This window comes from Kribbella sp. NPDC051936, from assembly GCF_040680955.1.
Lineage (GTDB): Bacteria > Actinomycetota > Actinomycetes > Propionibacteriales > Kribbellaceae > Kribbella.
Genome location: NZ_JBFAXS010000001.1, coordinates 679,987 through 700,535 on the forward strand (window position 1 = coordinate 679,987; position 20,549 = coordinate 700,535).

At 69.9% G+C, this 20,549-nt stretch carries 21 protein-coding genes, 1 tRNA gene and 1 riboswitch; of the genes, 16 read left to right on the forward strand and 6 right to left on the reverse strand.

Annotated elements, in window-relative coordinates; translation table 11 throughout:
- Positions 1 to 23 precede the first annotated feature (23 nt).
- Positions 24 to 157, reverse strand: a riboswitch (FMN riboswitch).
- A 47-nt stretch (positions 158 to 204) separates the two neighbouring features.
- The 6 genes from AB0L64_RS03520 to AB0L64_RS03545 all read left to right on the forward strand — a co-directional run bounded on the left by AB0L64_RS03520 (position 205) and on the right by AB0L64_RS03545 (position 6,510).
- Positions 205 to 1,770 carry a DUF4038 domain-containing protein gene (locus tag AB0L64_RS03520; RefSeq protein WP_363707300.1) on the forward strand — a complete coding sequence of 522 codons (1,566 nt, stop codon included), beginning with the start codon at positions 205 to 207 and terminating at the stop codon, positions 1,768 to 1,770.
- Between the two features lie 31 nt (positions 1,771 to 1,801).
- A complete protein-coding gene (locus AB0L64_RS03525) occupies positions 1,802 to 2,779 on the forward strand; it encodes a sugar-binding transcriptional regulator (protein ID WP_363707302.1) in 978 nt (325 codons plus the stop codon).
- On the forward strand, positions 2,769 to 4,115 hold the full coding sequence (locus AB0L64_RS03530; protein WP_363707304.1) for a threonine/serine exporter family protein: 1,347 nt from the start codon (positions 2,769 to 2,771) through the stop codon (positions 4,113 to 4,115). Before AB0L64_RS03525 ends, AB0L64_RS03530 begins: the two co-directional genes overlap by 11 nt.
- 176 nt (positions 4,116 to 4,291) lie before the next feature.
- Positions 4,292 to 4,690, forward strand: a complete 399-nt coding sequence (locus AB0L64_RS03535) for a cyclic nucleotide-binding domain-containing protein (RefSeq protein ID WP_359940043.1) — start codon at positions 4,292 to 4,294, stop codon at positions 4,688 to 4,690.
- Positions 4,680 to 5,657, forward strand: coding sequence for an adenylate/guanylate cyclase domain-containing protein (locus AB0L64_RS03540; RefSeq protein WP_363707306.1), 978 nt, complete (start codon positions 4,680 to 4,682; stop codon positions 5,655 to 5,657). The genes AB0L64_RS03535 and AB0L64_RS03540 overlap by 11 nt, the downstream gene beginning before the upstream one ends.
- Positions 5,658 to 5,781: 124 nt before the next feature.
- A complete protein-coding gene (locus AB0L64_RS03545) occupies positions 5,782 to 6,510 on the forward strand; it encodes a GNAT family N-acetyltransferase (RefSeq protein WP_363707308.1) in 729 nt (242 codons plus the stop codon).
- Here the strand turns inward: AB0L64_RS03545 and AB0L64_RS03550 are convergent.
- Positions 6,494 to 7,678, reverse strand: coding sequence for a hypothetical protein (locus AB0L64_RS03550; RefSeq protein ID WP_363707310.1), 1,185 nt, complete (start codon positions 7,676 to 7,678; stop codon positions 6,494 to 6,496). The two genes, AB0L64_RS03545 and AB0L64_RS03550, sit on opposite strands and share 17 nt — an antisense overlap.
- Positions 7,675 to 8,004, reverse strand: coding sequence for a PadR family transcriptional regulator (locus AB0L64_RS03555; RefSeq protein WP_355692988.1), 330 nt, complete (start codon positions 8,002 to 8,004; stop codon positions 7,675 to 7,677). Before AB0L64_RS03555 ends, AB0L64_RS03550 begins: the two co-directional genes overlap by 4 nt.
- 125 nt (positions 8,005 to 8,129) lie before the next feature.
- Here AB0L64_RS03555 and AB0L64_RS03560 point away from each other — a divergent pair, with 125 nt between their 5' ends.
- On the forward strand, positions 8,130 to 9,056 hold the full coding sequence (locus tag AB0L64_RS03560; protein WP_363707312.1) for a helix-turn-helix domain-containing protein: 927 nt from the start codon (positions 8,130 to 8,132) through the stop codon (positions 9,054 to 9,056).
- A 109-nt stretch (positions 9,057 to 9,165) separates the two neighbouring features.
- Here the strand turns inward: AB0L64_RS03560 and AB0L64_RS03565 are convergent, their stop codons facing one another.
- On the reverse strand, positions 9,166 to 10,029 hold the full coding sequence (locus AB0L64_RS03565; RefSeq protein WP_363707314.1) for a hypothetical protein: 864 nt from the start codon (positions 10,027 to 10,029) through the stop codon (positions 9,166 to 9,168).
- Between the two features lie 149 nt (positions 10,030 to 10,178).
- On the reverse strand, positions 10,179 to 12,113 hold the full coding sequence (locus AB0L64_RS03570) for a Xaa-Pro dipeptidyl-peptidase (protein ID WP_363707316.1): 1,935 nt from the start codon (positions 12,111 to 12,113) through the stop codon (positions 10,179 to 10,181).
- Positions 12,114 to 12,258: 145 nt separating this feature from the next.
- Between AB0L64_RS03570 and AB0L64_RS03575 the strand changes: the two genes are divergently transcribed.
- From AB0L64_RS03575 to AB0L64_RS03590, 4 genes are all read left to right on the forward strand, one after another.
- Positions 12,259 to 13,272, forward strand: coding sequence for a LacI family DNA-binding transcriptional regulator (locus AB0L64_RS03575; protein WP_363707319.1), 1,014 nt, complete (start codon positions 12,259 to 12,261; stop codon positions 13,270 to 13,272).
- A gap of 14 nt (positions 13,273 to 13,286) precedes the next feature.
- A complete protein-coding gene (locus tag AB0L64_RS03580; RefSeq protein WP_363707321.1) occupies positions 13,287 to 14,189 on the forward strand; it encodes a 1,4-dihydroxy-2-naphthoyl-CoA synthase in 903 nt (300 codons plus the stop codon).
- Between the two features lie 179 nt (positions 14,190 to 14,368).
- A complete protein-coding gene (locus AB0L64_RS03585) occupies positions 14,369 to 15,334 on the forward strand; it encodes a hypothetical protein (protein WP_363707323.1) in 966 nt (321 codons plus the stop codon).
- Between the two features lie 4 nt (positions 15,335 to 15,338).
- Positions 15,339 to 16,301, forward strand: a complete 963-nt coding sequence (locus AB0L64_RS03590; protein ID WP_363707325.1) for a hypothetical protein — start codon at positions 15,339 to 15,341, stop codon at positions 16,299 to 16,301.
- A 1-nt stretch (position 16,302) separates the two neighbouring features.
- On the opposite strand, the gene upp is transcribed toward AB0L64_RS03590, so the two are convergent.
- Positions 16,303 to 16,944 carry a uracil phosphoribosyltransferase gene (gene upp, locus AB0L64_RS03595; RefSeq protein WP_355692966.1) on the reverse strand — a complete coding sequence of 214 codons (642 nt, stop codon included), beginning with the start codon at positions 16,942 to 16,944 and terminating at the stop codon, positions 16,303 to 16,305.
- Between the two features lie 104 nt (positions 16,945 to 17,048).
- Here upp and AB0L64_RS03600 point away from each other — a divergent pair, with 104 nt between their 5' ends.
- The 5 genes from AB0L64_RS03600 to AB0L64_RS03620 all read left to right on the forward strand — a co-directional run bounded on the left by AB0L64_RS03600 (position 17,049) and on the right by AB0L64_RS03620 (position 20,068).
- On the forward strand, positions 17,049 to 17,210 hold the full coding sequence (locus AB0L64_RS03600; RefSeq protein WP_359940007.1) for a hypothetical protein: 162 nt from the start codon (positions 17,049 to 17,051) through the stop codon (positions 17,208 to 17,210).
- 87 nt (positions 17,211 to 17,297) lie between these two features.
- Positions 17,298 to 17,786, forward strand: coding sequence for a tRNA adenosine deaminase-associated protein (locus AB0L64_RS03605; protein ID WP_363707327.1), 489 nt, complete (start codon positions 17,298 to 17,300; stop codon positions 17,784 to 17,786).
- 31 nt (positions 17,787 to 17,817) lie between these two features.
- Entirely contained in the window at positions 17,818 to 18,246 is a 429-nt protein-coding gene (locus tag AB0L64_RS03610; RefSeq protein WP_359940327.1) for a nucleoside deaminase, read from the forward strand.
- 13 nt (positions 18,247 to 18,259) lie between these two features.
- Positions 18,260 to 18,350, forward strand: a tRNA-Ser gene (locus AB0L64_RS03615).
- A gap of 206 nt (positions 18,351 to 18,556) precedes the next feature.
- Positions 18,557 to 20,068 (forward strand): potassium/proton antiporter, encoded by a 1,512-nt coding sequence (locus tag AB0L64_RS03620; protein WP_363707329.1) that lies wholly within the window; start codon positions 18,557 to 18,559, stop codon positions 20,066 to 20,068.
- A 3-nt stretch (positions 20,069 to 20,071) separates the two neighbouring features.
- Here the strand turns inward: AB0L64_RS03620 and AB0L64_RS03625 are convergent, their stop codons facing one another.
- Entirely contained in the window at positions 20,072 to 20,527 is a 456-nt protein-coding gene (locus AB0L64_RS03625; RefSeq protein WP_363707331.1) for a MarR family transcriptional regulator, read from the reverse strand.
- Between the last annotated feature and the right edge of the window lie 22 nt (positions 20,528 to 20,549).

Consider the following 20,549-nt stretch of genomic DNA (forward strand, 5'->3'; position numbering starts at 1 on the left):
CCGTTTCCGAGGACGTGCGACTGCCACGTGCGTCTTCCCATCCGGACTTTCACCGTCGGTCCTGGAGTTCCACCAGGTCAACCGCTCCTCCTCGCGGAGTCACGGGTCGCGGACTGTCACCGCCGGCTCGGAATTTCACCGACCCCAGAGCACGTGTGTTCTCTCGACCATCAGCTTAACGGCAACGAGCACCCCAGGAGTGTCATGTCCATCTCATCCGTCTGGCGAGAGATCGAACTGCCGGCTACCGGCGACTGGGTCGATTTCGAGCACGAGTCCGGCCTGGCACTCCGCCGCCCCACGTTCTACGGCGGCGCGGCGGCGGGAGGTGGCACGGGACCGGGCGATGGTGCGGCCGGAGGAGCCGCCGCGGCGGGCGTTGCTGTGGTGCGGAAGGTCCGCTTCGCGGCACCGCTTGCCGGCCGTTGGCGGTGGACGAGCGAGCCGACCCCGACCCGGCCGGACGTGCCCACAGCGCCCGGCTTCGGGGAGTTCGACGTGGCCCCCGCGCTCGACGACGAGCTCAATCCGTTCTTTCGCCATGGGTTCTGGCGGATGTCGCCTGGCGGGCGCAGTCTCGTGCATGCGGACCGGACGCCGGCGCTGCTGGTGGCCGACACTGCCTGGGCGCTGCCCTGGCGCGCCACCCCGGAGCAAGTACGTGAGTACGCCGCGGACCGGCAGTCCAAGGGTTTCAACGCGGTACTCCTGATGACCGTGCAGCCGGACATGCGCGCGGTCGGTCCGCGCGACCGCACCCAGGACGAAGGCTTCGACGTCGGCTTCGAGGACCTGCCCGACGGTCACCTGCGGCAACTGAACGCCGAGTACTTCCAGTACCTCGACGACCTCCTCGACATCCTCGTCGAGCACGGCATCGTCCCGGTCCTGCAGCCCGTCTTCCAGGGGTTCGGCTGGAAAGGCCTCGACGTGGCCGGCACCGTGGTGCCAGAGCAGGAGTACGCCGCCTACTGCCGCTACCTCGTCGCGCGGTACGGCGCCCGGCCGGCGATCTACCTGGTCGGCGGCGACGGCTCCGGAGTCGAGCCGCAGACCGCGGCGGGCGGCGCCGAGGTACACGCGGTCGACTGCTACGAGCAGCCCACCGGCATCCACTACCGCCCGCACATCCGCGCCGACGCCCACCAGGACGCCGAGTGGCTCGACTTCCAGTGGTGCCAGACCGGCCACACCGGCGAGCACGTCCCCGAGCGGGTCGCCGACATGTGGCGGAACCACCCGGTCAAGGCGGTCGCGAACGGCGAACCGACGTACGAGCACACCGGCCGGACCGGTGTGGCCGAGGGCTGGTGGCAGGGCCACGAGGCGTGGAGCAACCTGTGCGCGGGCGGGACGATGGGCGTCGTCTACGGCGCGGGCAGCCTGTGGCAGTGGCGGCTGCACGGCGAGGAGCCGGGGCACTCCGAGTTCTTCCTCGCCCCCGGCGCCGGCTGGCGGGAGGCGATCGGCTTCGAGGGATCGACGTACGTAGGGATGCTCGGCAAGATCCTCGACGGGCTGCCGACGACCGACATGGCGCCGGACTGGACCCGGGTGATCTCGGGCCGCGCGCTGAGCATGACCGACGGCGGACTGATCGTCTATCGCGAGAACGGCGGGCCGGTGATGGTGTTCGACGACACGGTCCCGCTGAACTACACGATCGTCGACCCGCGCGACGGCTCGGTCGTCGCGACCGGGCGGCGGGACACGCCGGGAAGTCCACTGCCTGACGCCGGTGGCGCACCGCGGGTCTACATCTGCCTATAGTCCAGGTTGATCGTCTCGAAGGGGGAGCGCCGTGAACACCAACCGTGGTGTCCGCCAGCCCGGGCTGGACGAGCTGCGGCTGCTCGCGAAGGTGGCCCGGATGTACCACGAGAAGGGCATCCGGCAGCCGCAGATCGCAGCCGAGCTGAACCTGTCCCAGGCGCGCGTCTCCCGGATGCTGAAACAGGCCGTCGAGGTCGGCATCGTGCACACCGTGGTGACCATGCCGAGCGGCGTGCACAGTGACCTCGAGGACGAGCTGCAGGGCCGGTACGGGCTGCGGGACGCCGTGGTCGTCGACACCCTCGGCGTGGGCGACGACGTGCTGCCGGCGCTCGGGTCGGGCGCGGCGGCGTACCTGGACATGACGCTGACCGGCGGGCACGTGGTCGGCATCTCGTCGTGGAGCGAGACGCTGATCAGCGCCGTCGACCGGATGCCGCGCAAGAGCGTTCCGGTGGTGGACAAGGTGGTCCAGATCGTCGGCGGGCTGGGCGACGCCGCGGTGCAGATGCAGGCCACCCGGCTGACCGCGCGGTTCGCCGAGCTGACCGGTGGGATGCCGGTCTACCTGCCCGCTCCCGGGCTGGTCGGCACCCCCGCCGTCCGCCGGGCGATGATGAACGATGTGTCGGTTCGGGACGTTCTGGGCACGTGGGGACAGCTCACCGACGCCCTGGTCGGGATCGGCAGCCTCGAACCTTCGCCGCTGCTGCAGCGCAGTGGCAACGCGGTCGCGGAGGCCGACCAGGACGAGCTGCGCCGGCTCGGTGCCGTCGGGGACGTGTGTTTCCGGTTCTTCGACGAAGAGGGAAAGCTCGTGCGTTCGACGTTCGACCAACGGGTCATCGGGGTGACCGCGAAGGAGCTGCTGGCGGTGCCGCGCCGGATCGGCGTCGCCGGCGGCGACCGCAAGTACTCCGCGATCCGCGCCGCCCTGCTCGGCGGCTGGGTCAACATCCTGATCACCGACCTCGCGATGGCTCACAAGCTTCTCGATGCAGCCTGACGAGCAGCGGGAGGTCTACGCGACCATCGACCTGGCGTTGCGGGTCGGTGAGGTGCTGCTGTCCAGCGGCGCCGGTACGGCGGACGCGACCGCGACGATCCTCGGCGTCACCGCGGCCGGCGGGCTGCGCGGGTGCGAGGTCGACATCACGTTCACGTCGATGGCGGTCTCGTACCAGGCCGCGCCCGACGTCGCGCCGGAGACGCACATCCGGCTGGTCCGGTACCGGTCGCAGGACTTCTCCCGGCTGACCGAGGTCGACCAGCTGGTCCGGCGGTTCGCCCGCGGCGACCTGACCCGCGAAGAGGCATCGCGGGAGCTCGCCCGGATCACGTCCGCCGGTCCGCCGTACCCGCGCTGGAGTGCCGTGCTCGCCTGGGGTGTGATGGCCGGCGGCGCGACGCTGCTGCTCGGCGGCGGCTGGCTGATCACGCTGGTCGCGGTGCTGACCGCGATCGTGATCGACCTGAACAACCGGTGGTTCTCCCGGCAGCGGCTGCCCGCGTTCTACCAGCAGGTCGCCGGCGCGTTCGTGGCGACCGCCGTCGCGCTGATCCTGTACGCCGTGCACGCACCGGTGAAACCGTCCCTGGTCGTTGCCGCGGGCATCATCATGCTGCTGGCCGGGATCGCGCTCACCGGTGCCGTCCAGGACGCCATCACCGGGTACTACGTGACCGCCGCGGCCCGCAGCCTCGAGGCGATGCTGCTCACCGGCGGGATCATCGCCGGCGTCTCGCTCGGCCTCGCGCTCGGGCTGAGGTTCGGTCTGCACGTCGGCATCGAACCGCAGACGATCCAGCTGGCGAACCTTCCGATCATGGTGATCTCGGGCGCGGTGATGGCGGTCGCCTTCGCCTACGCGACGTACGCGCCGCTGCGGGCGTTGCTGCCCGTCGCCCTGATGGGCGCCCTCGCCTCGCTGGTGTTCACGCTGATGACGCGCGCGTCCTTCGGCCCGGCGTGGTCCACGGCCGCGGCCGCGTTCGTCGTCGGTCTGGGCGGGTACTCGAGCGGCCGGCGCACCGGCGTACCGCCGCTGGTCGTGGTCGTCGCCGGATCGATCCCTCTGCTGCCCGGGCTGACGATCTACAAGGGCCTGTACGAGCTGATGGGTGTCGGCCAGCTGATCGGCATCGTCAGCCTCACCACCGCGGTCGCGATCGGCGTCGCGCTCGCCTCGGGCCTGATCCTCGGCGAGTACGTCGCCCAGCCGATCCGCCGCGAGGCCCGCCGCCTCGAGGACCGCCTGGCCGGGCCCCGCCTCGTCGGCCCGCGCCGCCCGGTCCGCCGCCGGACCGGCCGCACGACCCGCCGCCGTCGCCGCGCCGCCTAGCGAATTTCCGCCGCCAAGGTCCACTTTGTGCACGTACCGCGCATTTCGGCCGCCGCGAAACGAGCGGTGGGTGCACAAAGTGGTCGACGACACCCGGCGGGCGGCGCCGCAGGGTGACCATCGTGTCGACGGCACGTTAGAGTTACCGACGGGAAACATCGGCGAGGAGGATCGACGTGGCACTGGGTAGGACGTCCCCACGGGACCTGCCGCTGTTCGCGGATCTGTCCGGGCGCGACATCCGGGACATCTTCCGCGCCGGCGAGGAGGTCTCGGTACCGGCCGGCTGGTCGCTGATCCTGGAGCAGACGCCGCCGGACGCGGCGTACCTGATCCTCAGCGGGACGGCCGCGGTCCGCGAGAAGGGCGAGGAGATCGCCGAGCTCGGCCCGGGCGACATCGCCGGCGAGGTCGCGGTCCGGAAGAACACGTTGCGAACGGCAACCGTCACGGCGAAGTCGCGGCTGCAGCTGCTGCACTTCACCCGGGAGAAGTTCGACGACCTGACCCGCCGGCTGCCCGCGTTCCGGGACGCCATCGACGCCACCATCGCCGAGCGCCGCGGTGGCCGCTGACCCTGGGACACCGGATCTGGCCGGACTGACCCGGGAGTTCGAGCGGACGCTGCTCGGTGGCGAGCGGAAGTTCACCCGGATCGAGGTGTCCGAGCGGGCCGGGATCTCGACTCAGCGCGCCGAGCGGATGTGGCGCGCGCTCGGGTTCGCGACCGTGCCGGACGACGAGGTCGCCTTCACCGACGACGACGTCGAGGCGTTGCGGCTGGTCGCGGCGCTCGAGGACGACGGGTTCATCGAGCCCGAGATGGAGTCCTCGCTGGCCCGCAAACTCGGGCAGACGCAGTCCCGGCTGGCGTCGTGGCAGTCGGCGATGTTCCTGGAGTTCCTCGGCGGGTCCAAACTGTCCGCGGACGAGGCGATCGAGGTCGCGGGCCTGTTGCTGCCGGCTATGGAACGCCTGCAGACGTACGTCTGGCGTCGGCACCTCGCCGCGGCCGCCGGGCGCGCGGTGGCCGGCTCGGACGAGCTGGCCCGCGGTGTCCGGGCGGTCGGTTTCGCGGACATCGTCAGCTACACCCGCCTGGCCCGGCGGTTGGACGAGGCGGAGCTGGGCGAGCTGATCGAGCGGTTCGAGGGCACGGCGGCCGACGTGGTCGCGCTGAACGGCGGCCGGGTGATCAAGTCGATCGGCGACGAGGTGCTGTTCGTGACCGACACCGCCGCGCAGGGCGCCGCGGTCGCGCTCGCGCTGCAGGACGCGGTGACCGCCGACGCGGACCTGCCTGAGCTGCGGATCGGGCTCGCGTACGGCACGATCCTGATCCGGCTCGGCGACGTGTACGGCGAGGTGGTCAACCTGGCCGCCCGGCTCACAACGGAATGCAAACCCGGCCGGGTCCTCGCCGACCGTGAACTCGCCGCGGCCCTCGACGGCCACCCGTCGTACGCCATCCACCGCCTGCGCCGCGTCGCCGTCCGCGGCTACCGCCATCTGGTCCCGTACGCCATCCAGCGAGCCGGTTGAGCGGCAAGCTCGACAGGACGTATACGCCCACTGCGGCCGATCGGCGCGCCGCGCACGCCTGCTGGACGCGCCTGTCGGCGGACACCTCCTGTCGAGCTGTCGTCCGTGACATACGGTTCGGGGTGTGCGGGAGATCAGGACGCCGGCTGAGCTGCAGCTGGTTGGCGGGGGCGACCCGATTGTTGGGTGGGCGGCGCAGGGGTTGGCCGCCGGGGTGCGTGCTTGGCGTGCGGGCGCAGCGGTGGCGGTCGCGTCACCGGACGTGTCGAAGCACGACCGGCTGGCGGTGGTCGGGCCGGTCAAGGACGCGGCGCGGCTGACGACCGGCGTACTGGCCGAGGTCGGTCCGTCGTACCGGCCGTTCGGGGACGAGGAGCTGATCCGCGACCTTGCAGAGCGGGTGCCGGGGCTGACGTTCTCGGCGGCCTTCGGGTGGATGGATGCCGAGGTGATCCCGGACGTCACCACGACGGCCGCCTGGATCGACGGCGATACCGGCGTCGAAGAGCTGCTGACACTCGCCTCGCCCACGTCGTACGCGTGGCCCGGGCATCCCGGCGTACGGCGTTGGGCTGCGGTGACGGGTGAGCGTGGCGAGCTGCTGAGTATCGCCGCGGACGCGTGGAGCGCACCCGAGGTCGGCTTCCTCGCCGGCGTCGCGACACATCCTGTGGCCCGCGGCAAGGGATTGTCTCGCCAGGTCTGCGGATTCACGACCGCCGAGCTGGTGAAACGCCACGGCCGAGCGGCCCTGATGGTGGACGCGAGCAACGCCGCCGCGATCGCCGTCTACCACCGCCTCGGCTACAGCTACCGCCGCGTCGCGGCAGCGTCGGTCACCTCGTCGGCTTGACGGTGAGGGTGACGCCGGGAGTCGGTGTGCCGGAGGGCTTGGCAGTGGTGGGCGTCGCCGGGGCCGGGGGTGGGGCGAAGGGGGCCTTCGTCGAGTCCTTGCAGTTGTCGGACGTGACGTTGCCGTTCTCGTCGGCGACGACGACGGCCTGTGGGAACAGGTTGCTGGTGGAGTCGCGGGACACCTGGCCGTAGCTGGCCGCGCAGTCCTGCAGTTCCAGGGTGATCGGGCTGCCGTTCTGGTCGTACAGCCGCACCGACACCTGCTTGCCCTGGGCATCGAACGGGTAGATGTTCGAGACCGGGGTGCCGTTCACCGTGATGCCGTTCTCCGGCGGGTTGTAGCGCGTGCTCGTGCCGCGGTAGTCGTTGTAGTTGTTGAGGAACCCGAACGACGCACCGGCGTACGCCGCGGCCAGGAACGCCGGGACCGCGACCGCCGCGACGACGTTGAGCGGTACGACGTACCACAGCCAGCGCCGGTCCTGCTGCGTCCGGCGACCGATCCACACCGACACCGCGGCGCCGGCGAAGGCGCCGACCACGGTCACCGACAGGGCGCCGAACAACGCGAAGAACCCGCCCGCGCCGATCATGCCCCGCACGACCCACCAGACCGGCTGGCCGATCGTCACCAGCTCGTGCCGGACGTTCGGCGGGATCTGGTCGATCCAGCCGCGGATCGCCGCCTCGCCGCGGGTGCCGCGTGGAGTGTCCAGGACGATCCGCGGGTCGTTGCCGTGCAGCGCGCGCAGACCGAGCGTCGCCGCCACGAACAGGACGCCGAGCCCGAGCAGCCCGAAGAACGTCGTCTCGTCGCGCGACCACGCGAAGATGCTGACCGCAACGAAGAACGGGCCGACCGTGCAGGCGATCAGGCCCCAGTGCAGCGCCCGCCGGCCGGCGGCGAGCTGGTCCTGGTTCACCGGCTCGGTGCGGGCCGGATAGCCGGCCGCGGTCCGCAGCTCGTCGGCGTACTGCCGGGGCGTCCCCAGGCGGGCCTGCAGGTCGGCGAAGGACGGCTGGTCACCGAGCTCGGCCGCCACCTCGGTGAGGTGATCGGTGACGTCGTGGAGCACGTCCTCGAGCTCACCCGGCGGCAGGTCGTCGAGTTCGGCCCGCACCTGCGTCAGGTAGCTCGCGACCGCTCCGGTCAGGGTGCTGTTCACGCGGCCTCCTTCTCCAGCAGCAGCACCGACATCGTGTCGGCGAAGTGGTTCCAGGTCTTCGTGGACTGTTCGAGCAGCTCGCGCCCGGTCTTGTTCAGCCCGTAGTACTTGCGGTGCGGGCCTTCCTCGCTCGGCTGCACGTACGACGTCAGTGCGCCGGCCTGGAACAGCCGGCGGAGCGTCCCGTACACGGACGCGTCCGCGACGTCCTCGAGTCCCGCCGCGCGCAGGCGGCGCAGTACGTCGTACCCGTAGCCGTCGGCGTCTCGCAGTACAGCGAGCACGGCGAGATCCAGTACGCCTTTGAGCAGTTGGCTCGTGTCCATGGCGGCCTCCTCCGGTGTTCCGCGGAGAAGACTACTACACATTGCGGAGTACTCCGGTTGGGAGACTGAGCGACTCCGCAATTTCGATCAAGTCGGTGCCGGGCGGCTGGGGCACAGTGGTGGACATGGCGGACGTGTTCGAGAAGTTCGTGGCGGTGGTCGCGGCCGGTCTTCGGGAAGCCGACGACCCGCTCGACGGCGCCGGCCTGGCGGGCCGCGTGCACCTGTCGCGGTTCCACTTCGACCGGGTGATCGGTGCGGTGGCGGGCGAGTCGCCGTTCGCGTTCCGGCGGCGGGTGCTGCTGGAGCGGGCGGCGTACCGGCTGCTGACCGAGCCGGTCGCCGTACTCGATGTCGCGGTCGAGGCCGGTTACGGGTCGCACGAGGCGTTCACGCGTGCGTTCGCCAGGGCGTACGGGATGTCGCCACGGGAGTGGCGGCGGGAAGCGTCGCGGGTCTTCTTCCTCGCGGCGCCGAGTGGAGTGCATTTCCAGCCGCCGGCCGGTCTTCGGCTGCCGGCCCGTAGAAAGGTGAGAGGCATGGACGTACTTGTCAGGATGGTCGAGCACCACGTGTGGCTGACCGGAGAGCTGATCGAACGCGGCGCCCGGCTGGACGCCGCGACCCTGGACCGCCCCATCGAGCTGTCCGTCGAAGGGATCGACGACGACATCTCGATCCGCTACCTCCTGGACCGCCTGGTCTGGCAGGAGGAGATGTGGCTCGCGTCCGTCGAGGACCGCCCGTTCCAGGTCCCGGAGTGCGGCCGCGAGGTCGTCACCCCGATCCCCGAACTCCGCACCCGGCACGCCGACGCCGGCGCCCGCTTCGTGGCCCTCGTCAACCAACTCAACGAAGAAGGCCGCTTCGACGAGTCCTTCGTCGACACCACCTGCGAACCACCCCGCGTCTTCACCTACGGCGGCATGGTCGCCCACGTCCTGACCTTCGCCGCCCACCGCCGATCCCTCCTGGTAGGCGCCTTCTACACCGCCGGCATCACCGACCTCGACACCGGCGACCCAATGCACTTCGTAGCCGAAGGCAACTAACCCGTCGAGTCGTGAGAATTGGCTGACGCGCGCAGCCGATATTCACGACTCGGCGTCGGAGGTGGGGACCAATCGCCACGACTCGGCGGTCTGGGGCAGTGGGAGTGGGTCAGGCGGCGCGGAGGGGGTGGCGTCGGGTGCGGAGGTCCTCGGAGACGCGGGCCACGACGGTGTGCGGAATCTGCAGGATGTCGTAGGCGGTGACGACCCGGATCCGCCAGCCTTCGCGTTCGAGGTTCTCGCGGCGGCGGATGTCCAGCCGCCACTGACGCGCATCCACCAGGTGGTGCTTCCCGTCGTACTCGATCCCCAGTTTCGAGTGGGGGTAGGTAAGGTCCGGTTCGGCCAGCCAGCCGCCGGCGGAGTCGGTGACCACGTAGCCGGTCTCCGGCTCGGGCAGGCCACCGAAGACGAGCAGTAGCCGGAGCCGCGATTCCATCGGAGAATCGACGCCTGAGCGGACCAGGGCCGCTGCTTCCCGAGCACGTCGGGCGCCCCGGACTCCGATCGCCGCGAGGGCTGTTTCGACCAGGTGGTTCGGCTCCGCGTCGGAGTGCCGTACGAGGGAATCTCCTGCGCAGACCAGTCCGGTCAGATCGCAGTACGGTGACAGGTCGACGAACGTCCGCTCGGGCGACGTCAGCGGCAGTCCGGCACGCAGCGCGCGGTCGAGTCGTTGTACTTCGTGAACGCGCAGCCCGCTCACTCGTGGAAGGGTTCGCCGCGGATCGCGTCGGACGGTCACGTGGACGATCTCGGCGGCGCGATCGTCGGCGCTCCACAGGCTCAGCGCGGTGTCGTGACTCACGACCGCACCGGGCGTCAGCATCAACGCTGCCTCGGCCTGCAACCGGGACGTGAGAGCGACCGTTGCGTCGACGTACACAGGACCCAGCACCTGTCGGTACCGCGGGCCGCGCAGCACGCCGCGCGAGATACCCGCCGCCCGCGCATCCGCCACCGTGAACAACACACCACCATCATCGCGGGATCCCCTGTCCCACGCTTTCACTTGTCCACAGCGCCGCCGAGTCGTGGCGATTGGCTTCGATCACCTTCGTCGAGTCGTGGATTCTGGCTGACCTGCACAGCCGAATTCCACGACTCGGCGGGAGAGGAGGGTCAGTTCTTGGGGTCGTGGAGGTTGGGGCGTTGGGTGGGGGTGGTGATCTCTACCTGGATCGACTGGGGTTTGGTGGGGGCCGTCAGGTGGCCTGAGGAGATGGGGATGTTGAGTTGGCTGGCTGCTACGTCGATGTCGATGGTGGCGCCGGTGTCGTTGGGGCTGGTCCACTCGGTGTCGGACAGGGTGATGGCCAGTCCGAGGATGCGGCCCTTCGGGATGATCTGGTCCTGGGCGCGGAGGGGGACTGTGACGGTGGTCCACTGGCCGGGCTTCAGGGGGGTCGGCTGCGTGAGGGACTTGCTGTGCGCGGCGTCGATCCAGCCGCGGCTGACGATGCCGTGGTCGCTCTGTGCGGTGAGCTTCTCGACGGTGTAGTAGCAGCTGTCGTCGTAGTCGGTGCTCGAACCCTCACAGGTGCTGTCGTCGGTACGGCGGATGCCGGTGTAACGCTGGGCCTCGCCGTACTCGATGAGGCGCGCGGTCACCGGCGTCGTCGGCGAGTCGGACTTCAGCCGGAGCGTGACCGACGGCGTCCCGCTGACCCGCAGCGGTGCCGCGAGCGGCGCGGACAGGAACATCTGACGCCCCGCGATCACCTGCGTCGGGTCCGCGACGATGTCGTCCTCGGTGAGCTCGGGGTCGTCGGTGATCGTCACCGAACCCTTGCCCGCGGCGCCTAGTTTGCCGGCCGCCAGCGGCACCGGCGTCGGCCGGTTCACGGCCGGCCACGTCCGGTAGTCGCGCCACACGTCCGGCGTCGTCTCGACCGAGACCATCGGCTCCTTCATCACGCCGTTCTGCAGGCCCTGCAGCCAGTAGTCGAACCACTGGTGCAGCTCGTCGACCCACTCGTCGCGGCGGAACTCGAACGGGTCCACGTGGTCCTCGAGCCCGAGCCACAGCTTGCGCGGCACGTTGTTGCGCGACAGCGCCGACCACCACTGCGAGAAGTGGTTCGTCTGCACGTTGTAGTCGCTGAGTCCGTGGGTGATGAAGACCGACGCCTTCACCTTCGACGCGTTCTCGGTGTAGTCGCGCTCGGCCCAGAACGACGTGTAGTCGCCGGTCTCGTCGTCGTCGTTGTCACCGAGCTCGCCGCGGACCTCGTCACAGGCGGCGCTGTCGTGCCCGACGTATCCGGCCAGCCAGGGCATGTAGTCGTCCGAGTACGGTACGCCGCCGGAGCGGGTGTAGTCGTACCACGACGAGATGGCCGAGATCGGCACGATCGTCTTCAGGCCCGGTACGCCGGTCGCCGCGACGCCGTTCGCGAGCGTCCCGTCGTACGACTTGCCGATCATCCCGACCGCGCCGGTGGTCCAGGACGCCTTCACCGGTTGCCCTGTCGCGGTGTGCGCGGTGTTGCGGCCGTTCAGCCAGTCGATCACGTCGACGACCGACTGGATCTCGTCGCGGCCGCCGACGTCACCGCAGCCGGTGGAGCGGCCGGTGCCGACGATGTCCACGCCGACCATCGCGTAGCCGCGCGGGACGAAGTAGTTGTCGTAGAACAACGGCATCTTCCGGATCACGCCGTCGCCGTCGTAGGTCTTCTTCTCGCTCTCGTTGCCGCGTCCGCAGCAGGAGTAGTACGGCGAGGCGTCCATGATGACCGGGATCTTCACGCCGGTGAGGGCGGTCTCGCTCGGCCGGACGATGTCGACCGCGATCTCGTCGTTCTCGCCGTCGGAGTCGGTGTCCATCGTGGTGTCGACGTACACCGACTCGCGGATGGCGTTCGCGTAGTCGTAGACCGGCTCGGTGCTCTTGGTGCGCGTGTCGATGTGCTGCGGCACACTGGGAGCAGCAGCCGGGGCCGGCGTACCGGGCCCGTCCGGGAGCGGCGCAGCGACGGCCGGACCGACGACGGTCGACAGGCTGAGCACGGCGGACGAGACCAGGATCGTCACCCGGGCGCGGACGGTCCTCATGGCTGGGAAGGCTAGTCACTCGCGGGCCGCAACGCCAGGTTCTGCCGAGATTGGCAGCGACCTGCCCGATACGCAGCGTGAGAACTGCGTGGTTCGATAGGGTGACCGCCACCGCCCACCGGGGGGACGCACGAAAGGGTAGGCCATGAATCTGCGAGCACCGGTCACGTTGCTGGACGTGGCACAGCGTGCGGGCGTGTCGGTCGCGACCGCGTCCCGCGTGCTGAACGGCGGGGACCGCGTGCCCCGTCCGGAGTTGCAGGAACGGGTGAAGGCCGCGGCCGACGAGCTCGGCTACACGCCGAACGCACAGGCGCAGGCGCTGGCCAAGTCGTCGACGAACGTGGTCGGCATTCTGGTGCACGACATCGAGGACCCGTACTTCGCCGCGATCGCGAACGGCGTGATGCGCGCCGCCGACGAGCGCAACCTGCTGGTGATGATGGCCAGCACCTTCCGGGACGCCGACCGCGAGATCGCCTACCTGTCGTCGTTGCGGGCGCAGCGGGCGCGGGCCGCGGTGATGATCGGCAGCCGGCGGACCGACAGCGACAGCCTGGCCCGGACGGCGGCCGAGGTGGAGAGCTTCCTCAACTCCGGCGCGGGTCTCGCCCTGGTCAGCCAGTCCGGGATGCCCGCGCACACGGTCGAGCCGGACAACCGCTCGGGGTCGGCCGACCTGGCCCGCGAGCTCGTCGGGCTCGGCTGGCGCAAGTTCGCCGTGCTGGGTGGGCCGGAGACGCTCGCGACGGCACGCGATCGGCGTGACGGGTTCGTCGCCGGGCTGGCCGAGGCCGGGCTGGCGCCGGTGGCGGTCGAGGCCGGCGACTTCACGCGCGACGGTGGGTACGCCGCCGCGGAGCACCTGCTCGACCGCAACGCCGACGTCGACTGCGTGTTCGCGGTCAACGACGTGATGGCGGTCGGCGCGATGTCCGCGTTGCGTGCGCGCGGCGTCGACGTACCGGGTCAGCTCGGCGTCGCCGGGTTCGACGACATCGCGACGCTGCGGGACGTGTGGCCGGGTCTGACGACCGTTCGGCTGCCGCTGGAGCAGATGGGTCGCCGTGCGCTGGAGCTCGCCATCGAGGGCGGCGACGCCACGACCGAGACGTTCAAGGCCGAGGTAGTACTGCGCGAAAGCACCGCCCGCGCCTGAAATATGCTCGACCGGTGACCGTCTCCGAGATCTTCGACCCGTCGGCCTGGAAGCAGGTGGACGGCTTCGAGCTGACCGACATCACCTACCACCGTGCGGTCGACGCCGGGGTGGTGCGGATCGCGTTCAACCGGCCGGAGGTGCGCAACGCGTTCCGGCCGCAGACCGTCGACGAGCTGTACCGGGTGCTGGACCACGCGCGGATGTCCACCGACGTCGGCTGCGTGTTGCTCACCGGCAACGGGCCGTCGCCCAAGGACGGCGGCTGGGCGTTCTGCTCGGGCGGTGACCAGCGGATCCGCGGCAAGGACGGATACAAGTACGCCGAGGGCACGACCGCCGAAAGCATCGACCCGGCGCGCGCGGGCCGGCTGCACATCCTCGAAGTACAACGGCTGATCCGCTTCATGTCGAAGGTCGTGATCTGCGTCGTCCCGGGATGGGCCGCGGGCGGTGGCCATAGCCTGCACGTGGTCGCGGACCTCACGCTGGCGTCGGCCGAGCACGCGCGGTTCAAGCAGACCGATGCGGACGTGGCGTCGTTCGACGGCGGGTTCGGCTCGGCGTACCTGGCGCGGCAGGTCGGGCAGAAGTTCGCGCGGGAGATCTTCTTCCTCGGTGACGAGTACTCCGCCGACGACGCGTACCGGATGGGCATGGTGAACAAGGTCGTCCCGCACGCGGACCTCGAAGCCGTCGCGCTGGAGTGGGGCAAGAAGATCTGCGCGAAGTCCCCGACGGCGCAGCGGATGCTGAAGTACGCGTTCAACCTGATCGACGACGGGTTGGTCGGGCAGCAGCTGTTCGCGGGCGAAGCGACCCGGCTTGCCTACGGCACCGACGAGGCTGCCGAAGGACGCGACTCGTTCCTGGAGAAGCGGCCGGCCGACTGGTCGCCTTACCCATATGCCTTCTAGCCCACGTCTGTTGGCATAGGCAACGATTCGCGCATCGGCAGCTGGTGTTCCGTCGAGCGTCCGGGTGAGTGCCAGCCTGTTCAGCCTTGATAGATTTTAACACTAAATCCTGTGCTCTTCACAGAAATATTCGTGCGAAGTGCTGACAGTTCGCGGTAGATCGCTTACCGTCGGGCGCTATGAACAATCTCTCCCGCCGTGGGTTGCTTGCTGGTGCCGGTGCTGTGGTGGTTGGCGGAGCGGTAGGAGTGCCGGCGTCCGCCGGGACGCTCGCGCTCCCGCCGTCGCGGCGGTTCGTCCTCGACGGGCCGGGTGGCGAGCTGTTCCGGAGCAAGCCGCTCGCGGACGTGACCGTCATGCAGTCGATCGCGTTCGACAACGTGAACCAGCGGCTGTTCACCGGGCAGTTGCGTGCGGGCTCGCCGTCCAGCAGCGGTGATCTCACGCTGACGCAGCTCACGCTCGCCGGCGACGTGGTCGGTCACATGTACCTGAGCGGTTTCGGCCACGCGGTCTCGATCGGCGCGGAGGCCGTCGGGCGGACGACGTACCTGTGGACCGAGACCGACGTCGACACCGCGAACGCGCGCGGCCGGCAGATCGCCCGGTTCCGTTGGGAGGACGGCGCGACGCTGACCAAGGACTCGCCGGGACTGCGCAGCTGGAAGCCGGTCGCGGACGGTGCTGTGTTCACGCCGTCGGTGGACCAGCTGCACGGCCGGATCGGGATCCGGCACACACTCGCCGACGGGTTCCACATCAACGTGTACTCGCTGGCCGCGGCGCGCGCCGGGGACTTCTCGCGCGTGCTCGCGTCCTTCAAGCAGCCCGCGATGACGGCGGGCATCGACTTCCAGGGCTGGGCGCTGTACGGCTCGTACGTCTACCTGTGGGAGGGCGAGGCGTACGCCGGTACGCCGGATCCTGCCGCGGCGACGTCGAAGCTCTGGACGTACGACATCACCAAGGGCGAGGTCGTCGAGTCCGTACAGATCCTGGACGGCGCCGACCTGGTCTACCGCGAGGCCGAGGGTGTCGGGGTGCACGTCGATCGTCTCGGCTGCCCGCGGCTGTGCTTCGGCTTCGCCTCCGGCGTGACCGGCGACCGCCGGGCCAACCTCTTTTATCGGAGCAGATTGGTGTAACCGCATGGACAACCTGTCCCGCCGCGGGTTGCTGACCGGTGCCGGCGCATTAGTTGCCGCCGGCACCCTCGGCGTACCGGCGGCCACCGCCCGGACCCTGTCCCTCCCGACCTCGAAGCGCTTCCAGATGAGCGCGACCACGAACGAGTTCTTCCGCAGCAAGCCGCTGCAGGACGCGACCGTGATGCAGTCGTTCGCGTTCGACACCCCCAACAACCGCCTGTTCGCCGCCCAGTTGCGCGGCGGGAGCGGTGCGAACAGCGGTGATCTCGCCCTGACCCAGCTCGACTTCTCCGGGAACCAGTTGGGGTACATGTACCTGACCGGGTTCGGCCACGCGGTGTCGATCGGCGCGGAGGCTTCCGGCAGTACGACGTACCTGTGGACCGAGACCGACGTCGATACCGCGAACGGGCGCGGCCGGCAGATCTGCCGCTTTCCCTGGCAGAACGGGAAGACGCTGACGTCGTCCGCGGTGACGAAATGGAAGCCGGTGTCGAGCGGCAGCGTCTTCACCCCCGCCGTGGACCAACGCTTCAACCAGCTCGGCGTCAGGCACTCGCTGTCCGACGGCATGCACATCAACGTCTACTCGCTGACGGCCGCGCGCAGCGGTGACTTCTCGACGGTCCTCGCATCGTTCAAGCAGCCGGCACTGACGCCCGGCATCGACTTCCAGGGCTGGGCGCTGTACGGCTCGTACGCCTATTTCTGGGAAGGCGAGGCCTATCCCGGCGAGCCCGACGAGACCCAGGCGACGTCGAAGATGTGGTGCTACGACATCAACGCCGGCCAACTGGTCGACTCGTTCCTCACCCTGGCCGGCAAAAGCCTCACCTACCGAGAACCAGAAGGCATGGCCGTCTACGGCTCCACCGACACCACCGCCCGCCTCTACTTCGGCTTCGCCTCCGGCGTAACCGGCGACCGCCGAGCCAACCTCTTCTACCGCAACGACCTCGTGTGAGTTACTGGGCGACGCCGTACAAGCGGTCGCCGGCGTCGCCCAGGCCGGGGACGATGTAGCCCTTGTCGTTCAGGTGGGAGTCCATGCCGGCGATGACCAGGTTGCAGGGGACGTGGAGGTTGGTGAGTTCGCGTTCTACGCGCTCTACGCCCTCGGGGGCGGCCAGCAGGCAGATGGCGGTGATGTGGTCGGCGCCGCGGTCGACCAGGAACTGGATTGCGGCGGCCAGGGTGCCGCCGGTGGCCAGCATCGGGTCGAGGACGTAGCACTGGCGGCCGGACAGGTCCTCCGGGAGCCGTTCGGCGTACGTCGACGCGGTCAGGGTCTCCTCGTTGCGGACCATGCCGAGGAAGCCGACCTCCGCGGTCGGGAGCAGCCGTGTCATCCCCTCGAGCATGCCGAGGCCGGCCCGCAGGATCGGGACGACTAGGGGTTTCGGTGCGGCGAGCTTCACGCCCTGCGCCTCCGCGACCGGGGTCTGTACCGTGACCGGGCCGGTCCGCACGTCCCGGGTCGCCTCGTAGGCGAGCAGCGTGACGAGCTCCTCGGTCAGCCGCCGGAACGTGGGTGAGTCCGTGTGCTCGTCGCGCAGCGCGGTGAGCTTGTGGGCGACGAGCGGGTGGTCCACGACGAGGATCTGCATAAGCCCGAACGGTACCGTCGGCGATTCGCGGCAGGAAAGCGCGCTCGCTGCCAAACTGGAAACCGCATTGGATTCTGCCCTGTCGCCCACCAGGGAGTGACCCGATGACCGAGAAGTCGCCCGAGCAGCTCGACCGCCTGCGCCGGCGTGCCGCCTTCCTGCGCGAGCGCGAGGAGGCGGCGGCCCTGCGGGACCGGATCGCGCCCCGGCGGGCCCGCGTTCGGCAGCTCCGGGAGGCGATGCGCCGGGCGACGTTCCATCACTGACCATGACCGGGCGGTGTCGACCTGTGTTGGCGGATCTGATACCACAACGAGATCGCCTGGAAAGCTGGAGTCTGGGACGATGAGCCGGTGTCCGATGCCACGGCTATGACCGATCTCGACTGTGCGGTTGCCGCCTACCTCGAGGACGGGCACTGGACTGTCACCCCGCTCGTACTGCGCGGTGAGCTCGACCTGTCCACCCTGGTCTCCGCCCTGCGTCGCTACCCGGGCGAGGCGGGCGTGCTCGGCATGGTGTCGGTCGACGAGGACTTCTTCGTCCTGGTGCGGGTGGACGGCGGGCGGGCGCGGTTCCTGATCTCCGACGTGACCGCCGCGACCGAATGGCCGCTGGCCCGGCAGGTCGTGGACGAGCTCGACATCCCGCTGGCCGATGACGACGACGAGCAGGTCCCGGCCGGCGACCTGACGATCGTGGCCGACCTGGGGATGACCGCGATGGACCTCGGCGCGCTCTGCGACGACGTCGACCTCTACCCGGTGGAGATGCTCGAGGAGGTCGCCGAGGCGCTTGGCTTCGGCAACCAGTTCGACGACGCGATCGAAGCCGTTGGCTAGTCCGGTCCTGCGGCAGGCGTGGTCGCGGTTGATGGCGCTGGCGCTCGAGGAGGCCGAGCGGGCACTGCCCGACGTACCGATCGGTGCGCTCGTGGTGGACGGCGACGGGGAGATCATCGGGCGCGGGCACAACGAGCGGGAGCTGACCGGCGACCCGACGGCGCACGCCGAGATCCTGGCGATCCGGGAAGCGGCCCGGCACGTCGGTGAGTGGCGGCTGACCGGCTGCACGCTGGTGGTCACGCTGGAGCCGTGCACGATGTGCGCCGGGGCGATCGTGCTGTCGCGTCTGGACCGGCTGATCTTCGCGGCGTACGACGAGAAGGCCGGCGCGGTGGGGTCGCTCTGGGACGTCGTCCGGGACCGCCGGCTCAATCACCGGCCCGAGGTGGTGGGCGGTGTGATGGCGGACGAGGCCGGTGCCCGGCTCCGCGATTTCTTCATCGGGCACAGACCTTGATAGTGTCCTCGGCGGTGGCGTGTCCGAGCGGCCGAAGGAGCGCGCCTCGAAAGCGCGTGACGGGCAACCCCCGTCCGAGGGTTCAAATCCCTCCGCCACCGCCATTCGGTTGGATGGTCCCGCACGAAGTGTGGGACCATCCAACCGAATATCAACGGCTGTGGGATTTGGGAGGAGCCCGCGACGGTTCCCTCCGCCACCGCCAACCGCCCCTCGGGGCGGCCGATAGCCGGAGACCCTGATGCTGTGTGATGCGTCAGGGTTTTCGTCTCTCTGGACCTGACTCGGGACGCTCGGCGAGAGGGCCCCTATGGATGTTGCGGAGCTCGACGGCATTCTGCTGGCGGGTGCGGCGGTTCTGCTGGTCGCCGTGGTCGCGGTGCGGCTGTCCGCGCGGGTCGGGCTCCCGTCGCTGCTCATCTACCTCGGGATGGGCCTGCTGCTCGGCGAGTCGGGGCCGGGGCACATCCACTTCGAGGACGCGCAGCTGGCGCACGCGCTGGGGTTCGCGGCGCTGGTGGTGATCCTCACCGAGGGCGGCCTGACCACCCGGTGGAACGAGGTCCGCCCGGTGATGCCGCTCGGGCTGGTGCTCGCGACGGTCGGTGTCGCGGTCAGTGTCGGCGTCGTCGCCTGCGTCGCGCATTTCGTGCTCGGGCTGAGCTGGCAGCTGTCCGTCCTGCTCGGCGCAGTGACATCCCCGACGGACGCGGCGGCCGTCTTCGCGGTGCTCAGACGGGTGCCGATCCAACCGCGGCTGCGGGGCGCGCTGGAGGCCGAATCCGGTCTGAACGACGCCCCGACCGTGTTGCTCGTCACACTCGTCAGCACCGGCGAGATCGGCGACAAGGGCCTGCTGTGGTTCAGCGGCCTGGTCGTGTACGAGCTCGTCGTGGGCGCCCTGTTCGGCCTGCTGATCGGCTGGCTGAGCGTCGGCCTGATCCGGCGGATGGCGCTCGGCTCGGCCGGCCTGTATCCGCTCGCGGTGCTCTCCGTGGCCTTCATCTCGTACGCCGGGGGCGCGGTCCTGCTGCACGTGTCCGGATTCGCCGCCGTCTACGTGACCTCGCTGGTGCTGGGCCGGGCCGAGTTGCCGCACCGGATGGCGACCCGGTCGTTCGTCGACGGGATCGCGTGGCTGGCGCAGATCGGGCTGTTCGTGATGCTCGGGCTGCTGGCGTCGCCGGGGGACTTCGAGCTGAACGACGTCCTCGTCGCGCTCGTGATCGGGGTCGCGGTGACCGTCGTCGGGCGGTTCGCGTCGGTGGCGATCTCGGCGGCGCCGTTCCGGCTGCCGTGGCGGGAGCGGACGTTCATCTCGTGGGCGGGTCTGCGCGGCGCGGTGCCGATCGTGCTCGCGACCATCCCGCTCGCCGAGGGAGTGCCGCAGGCCGGCCGGATCTTCGACGTGGTGTTCGTGCTGGTGCTGCTGTTCACGCTGTTGCAGGGGCCGTCGCTGCCGTGGCTGGCGAAGCGGCTCAACGTGCTCGACGAGAACGCGGCGCACGAGGTGGACATCGACGTGGCGCCGCTGGAGTCGCTCGGCGCGGACATGCTCCAGGTGTTCGTCCCGAGCGAGTCCCGGCTGGCGGGCGTCGAGATCGGCGAACTCCGGCTACCGCCCGGTGTCTCGGTCTCGCTGGTGATCCGCGGCGAGCAAGCTTTCGTTCCGGACCGCCGTACCGTGCTCCGGGCCGGCGACAACCTGCTCGTGGTCGCGCCCAGCCCGGTCCGCGAGCAGACCGTCCGCCGCCTGCGGGCCGTCTCCAGGGCCGGCCGTCTGGCCGGCTGGTTCGGCGAACGCGGCCGCGAACAGCACTAGACCCTAGGCGCGTGTCGCCGCGGCGATGACCTTGGTCAGGCGGGCGTGCAGGTCCATGAGTTCGTCGACGTCCATGCCGAGGCGCTCGACGACGGCCGGTGGTACTTCGAGGGCCTGCTCGCGCAGCGCCCGGCCCTTGTCGGTGAGGGCGACAGCGAGGGAGCGTTCATCGGCGCGAGATCGGTCGCGACGCAGCAGGCCGGCCGCTTCGAGACGCTTGAGCAGCGGGGACAACGTCGCGGGCTCGAGCTGCAGCATCCGGGAGAGGTCCTTGACCGAGACCGGCTCGTGCTCCCAGAGCGCCAGCATCACCAGGTACTGCGGGTGGGTGAGGCCCATCGGCTCGAGGACCGGGCGGTAGAGCGCGATGACGGTCCGCGCGGCGACCGCGAGACCGAAGCAGACCTGATGCTCCAGCGCGAGAGGGTTGTCCGGCGGCGTGATCTTCGTCCCTGCCATGCGGTTAGTGTAGCAACATTAT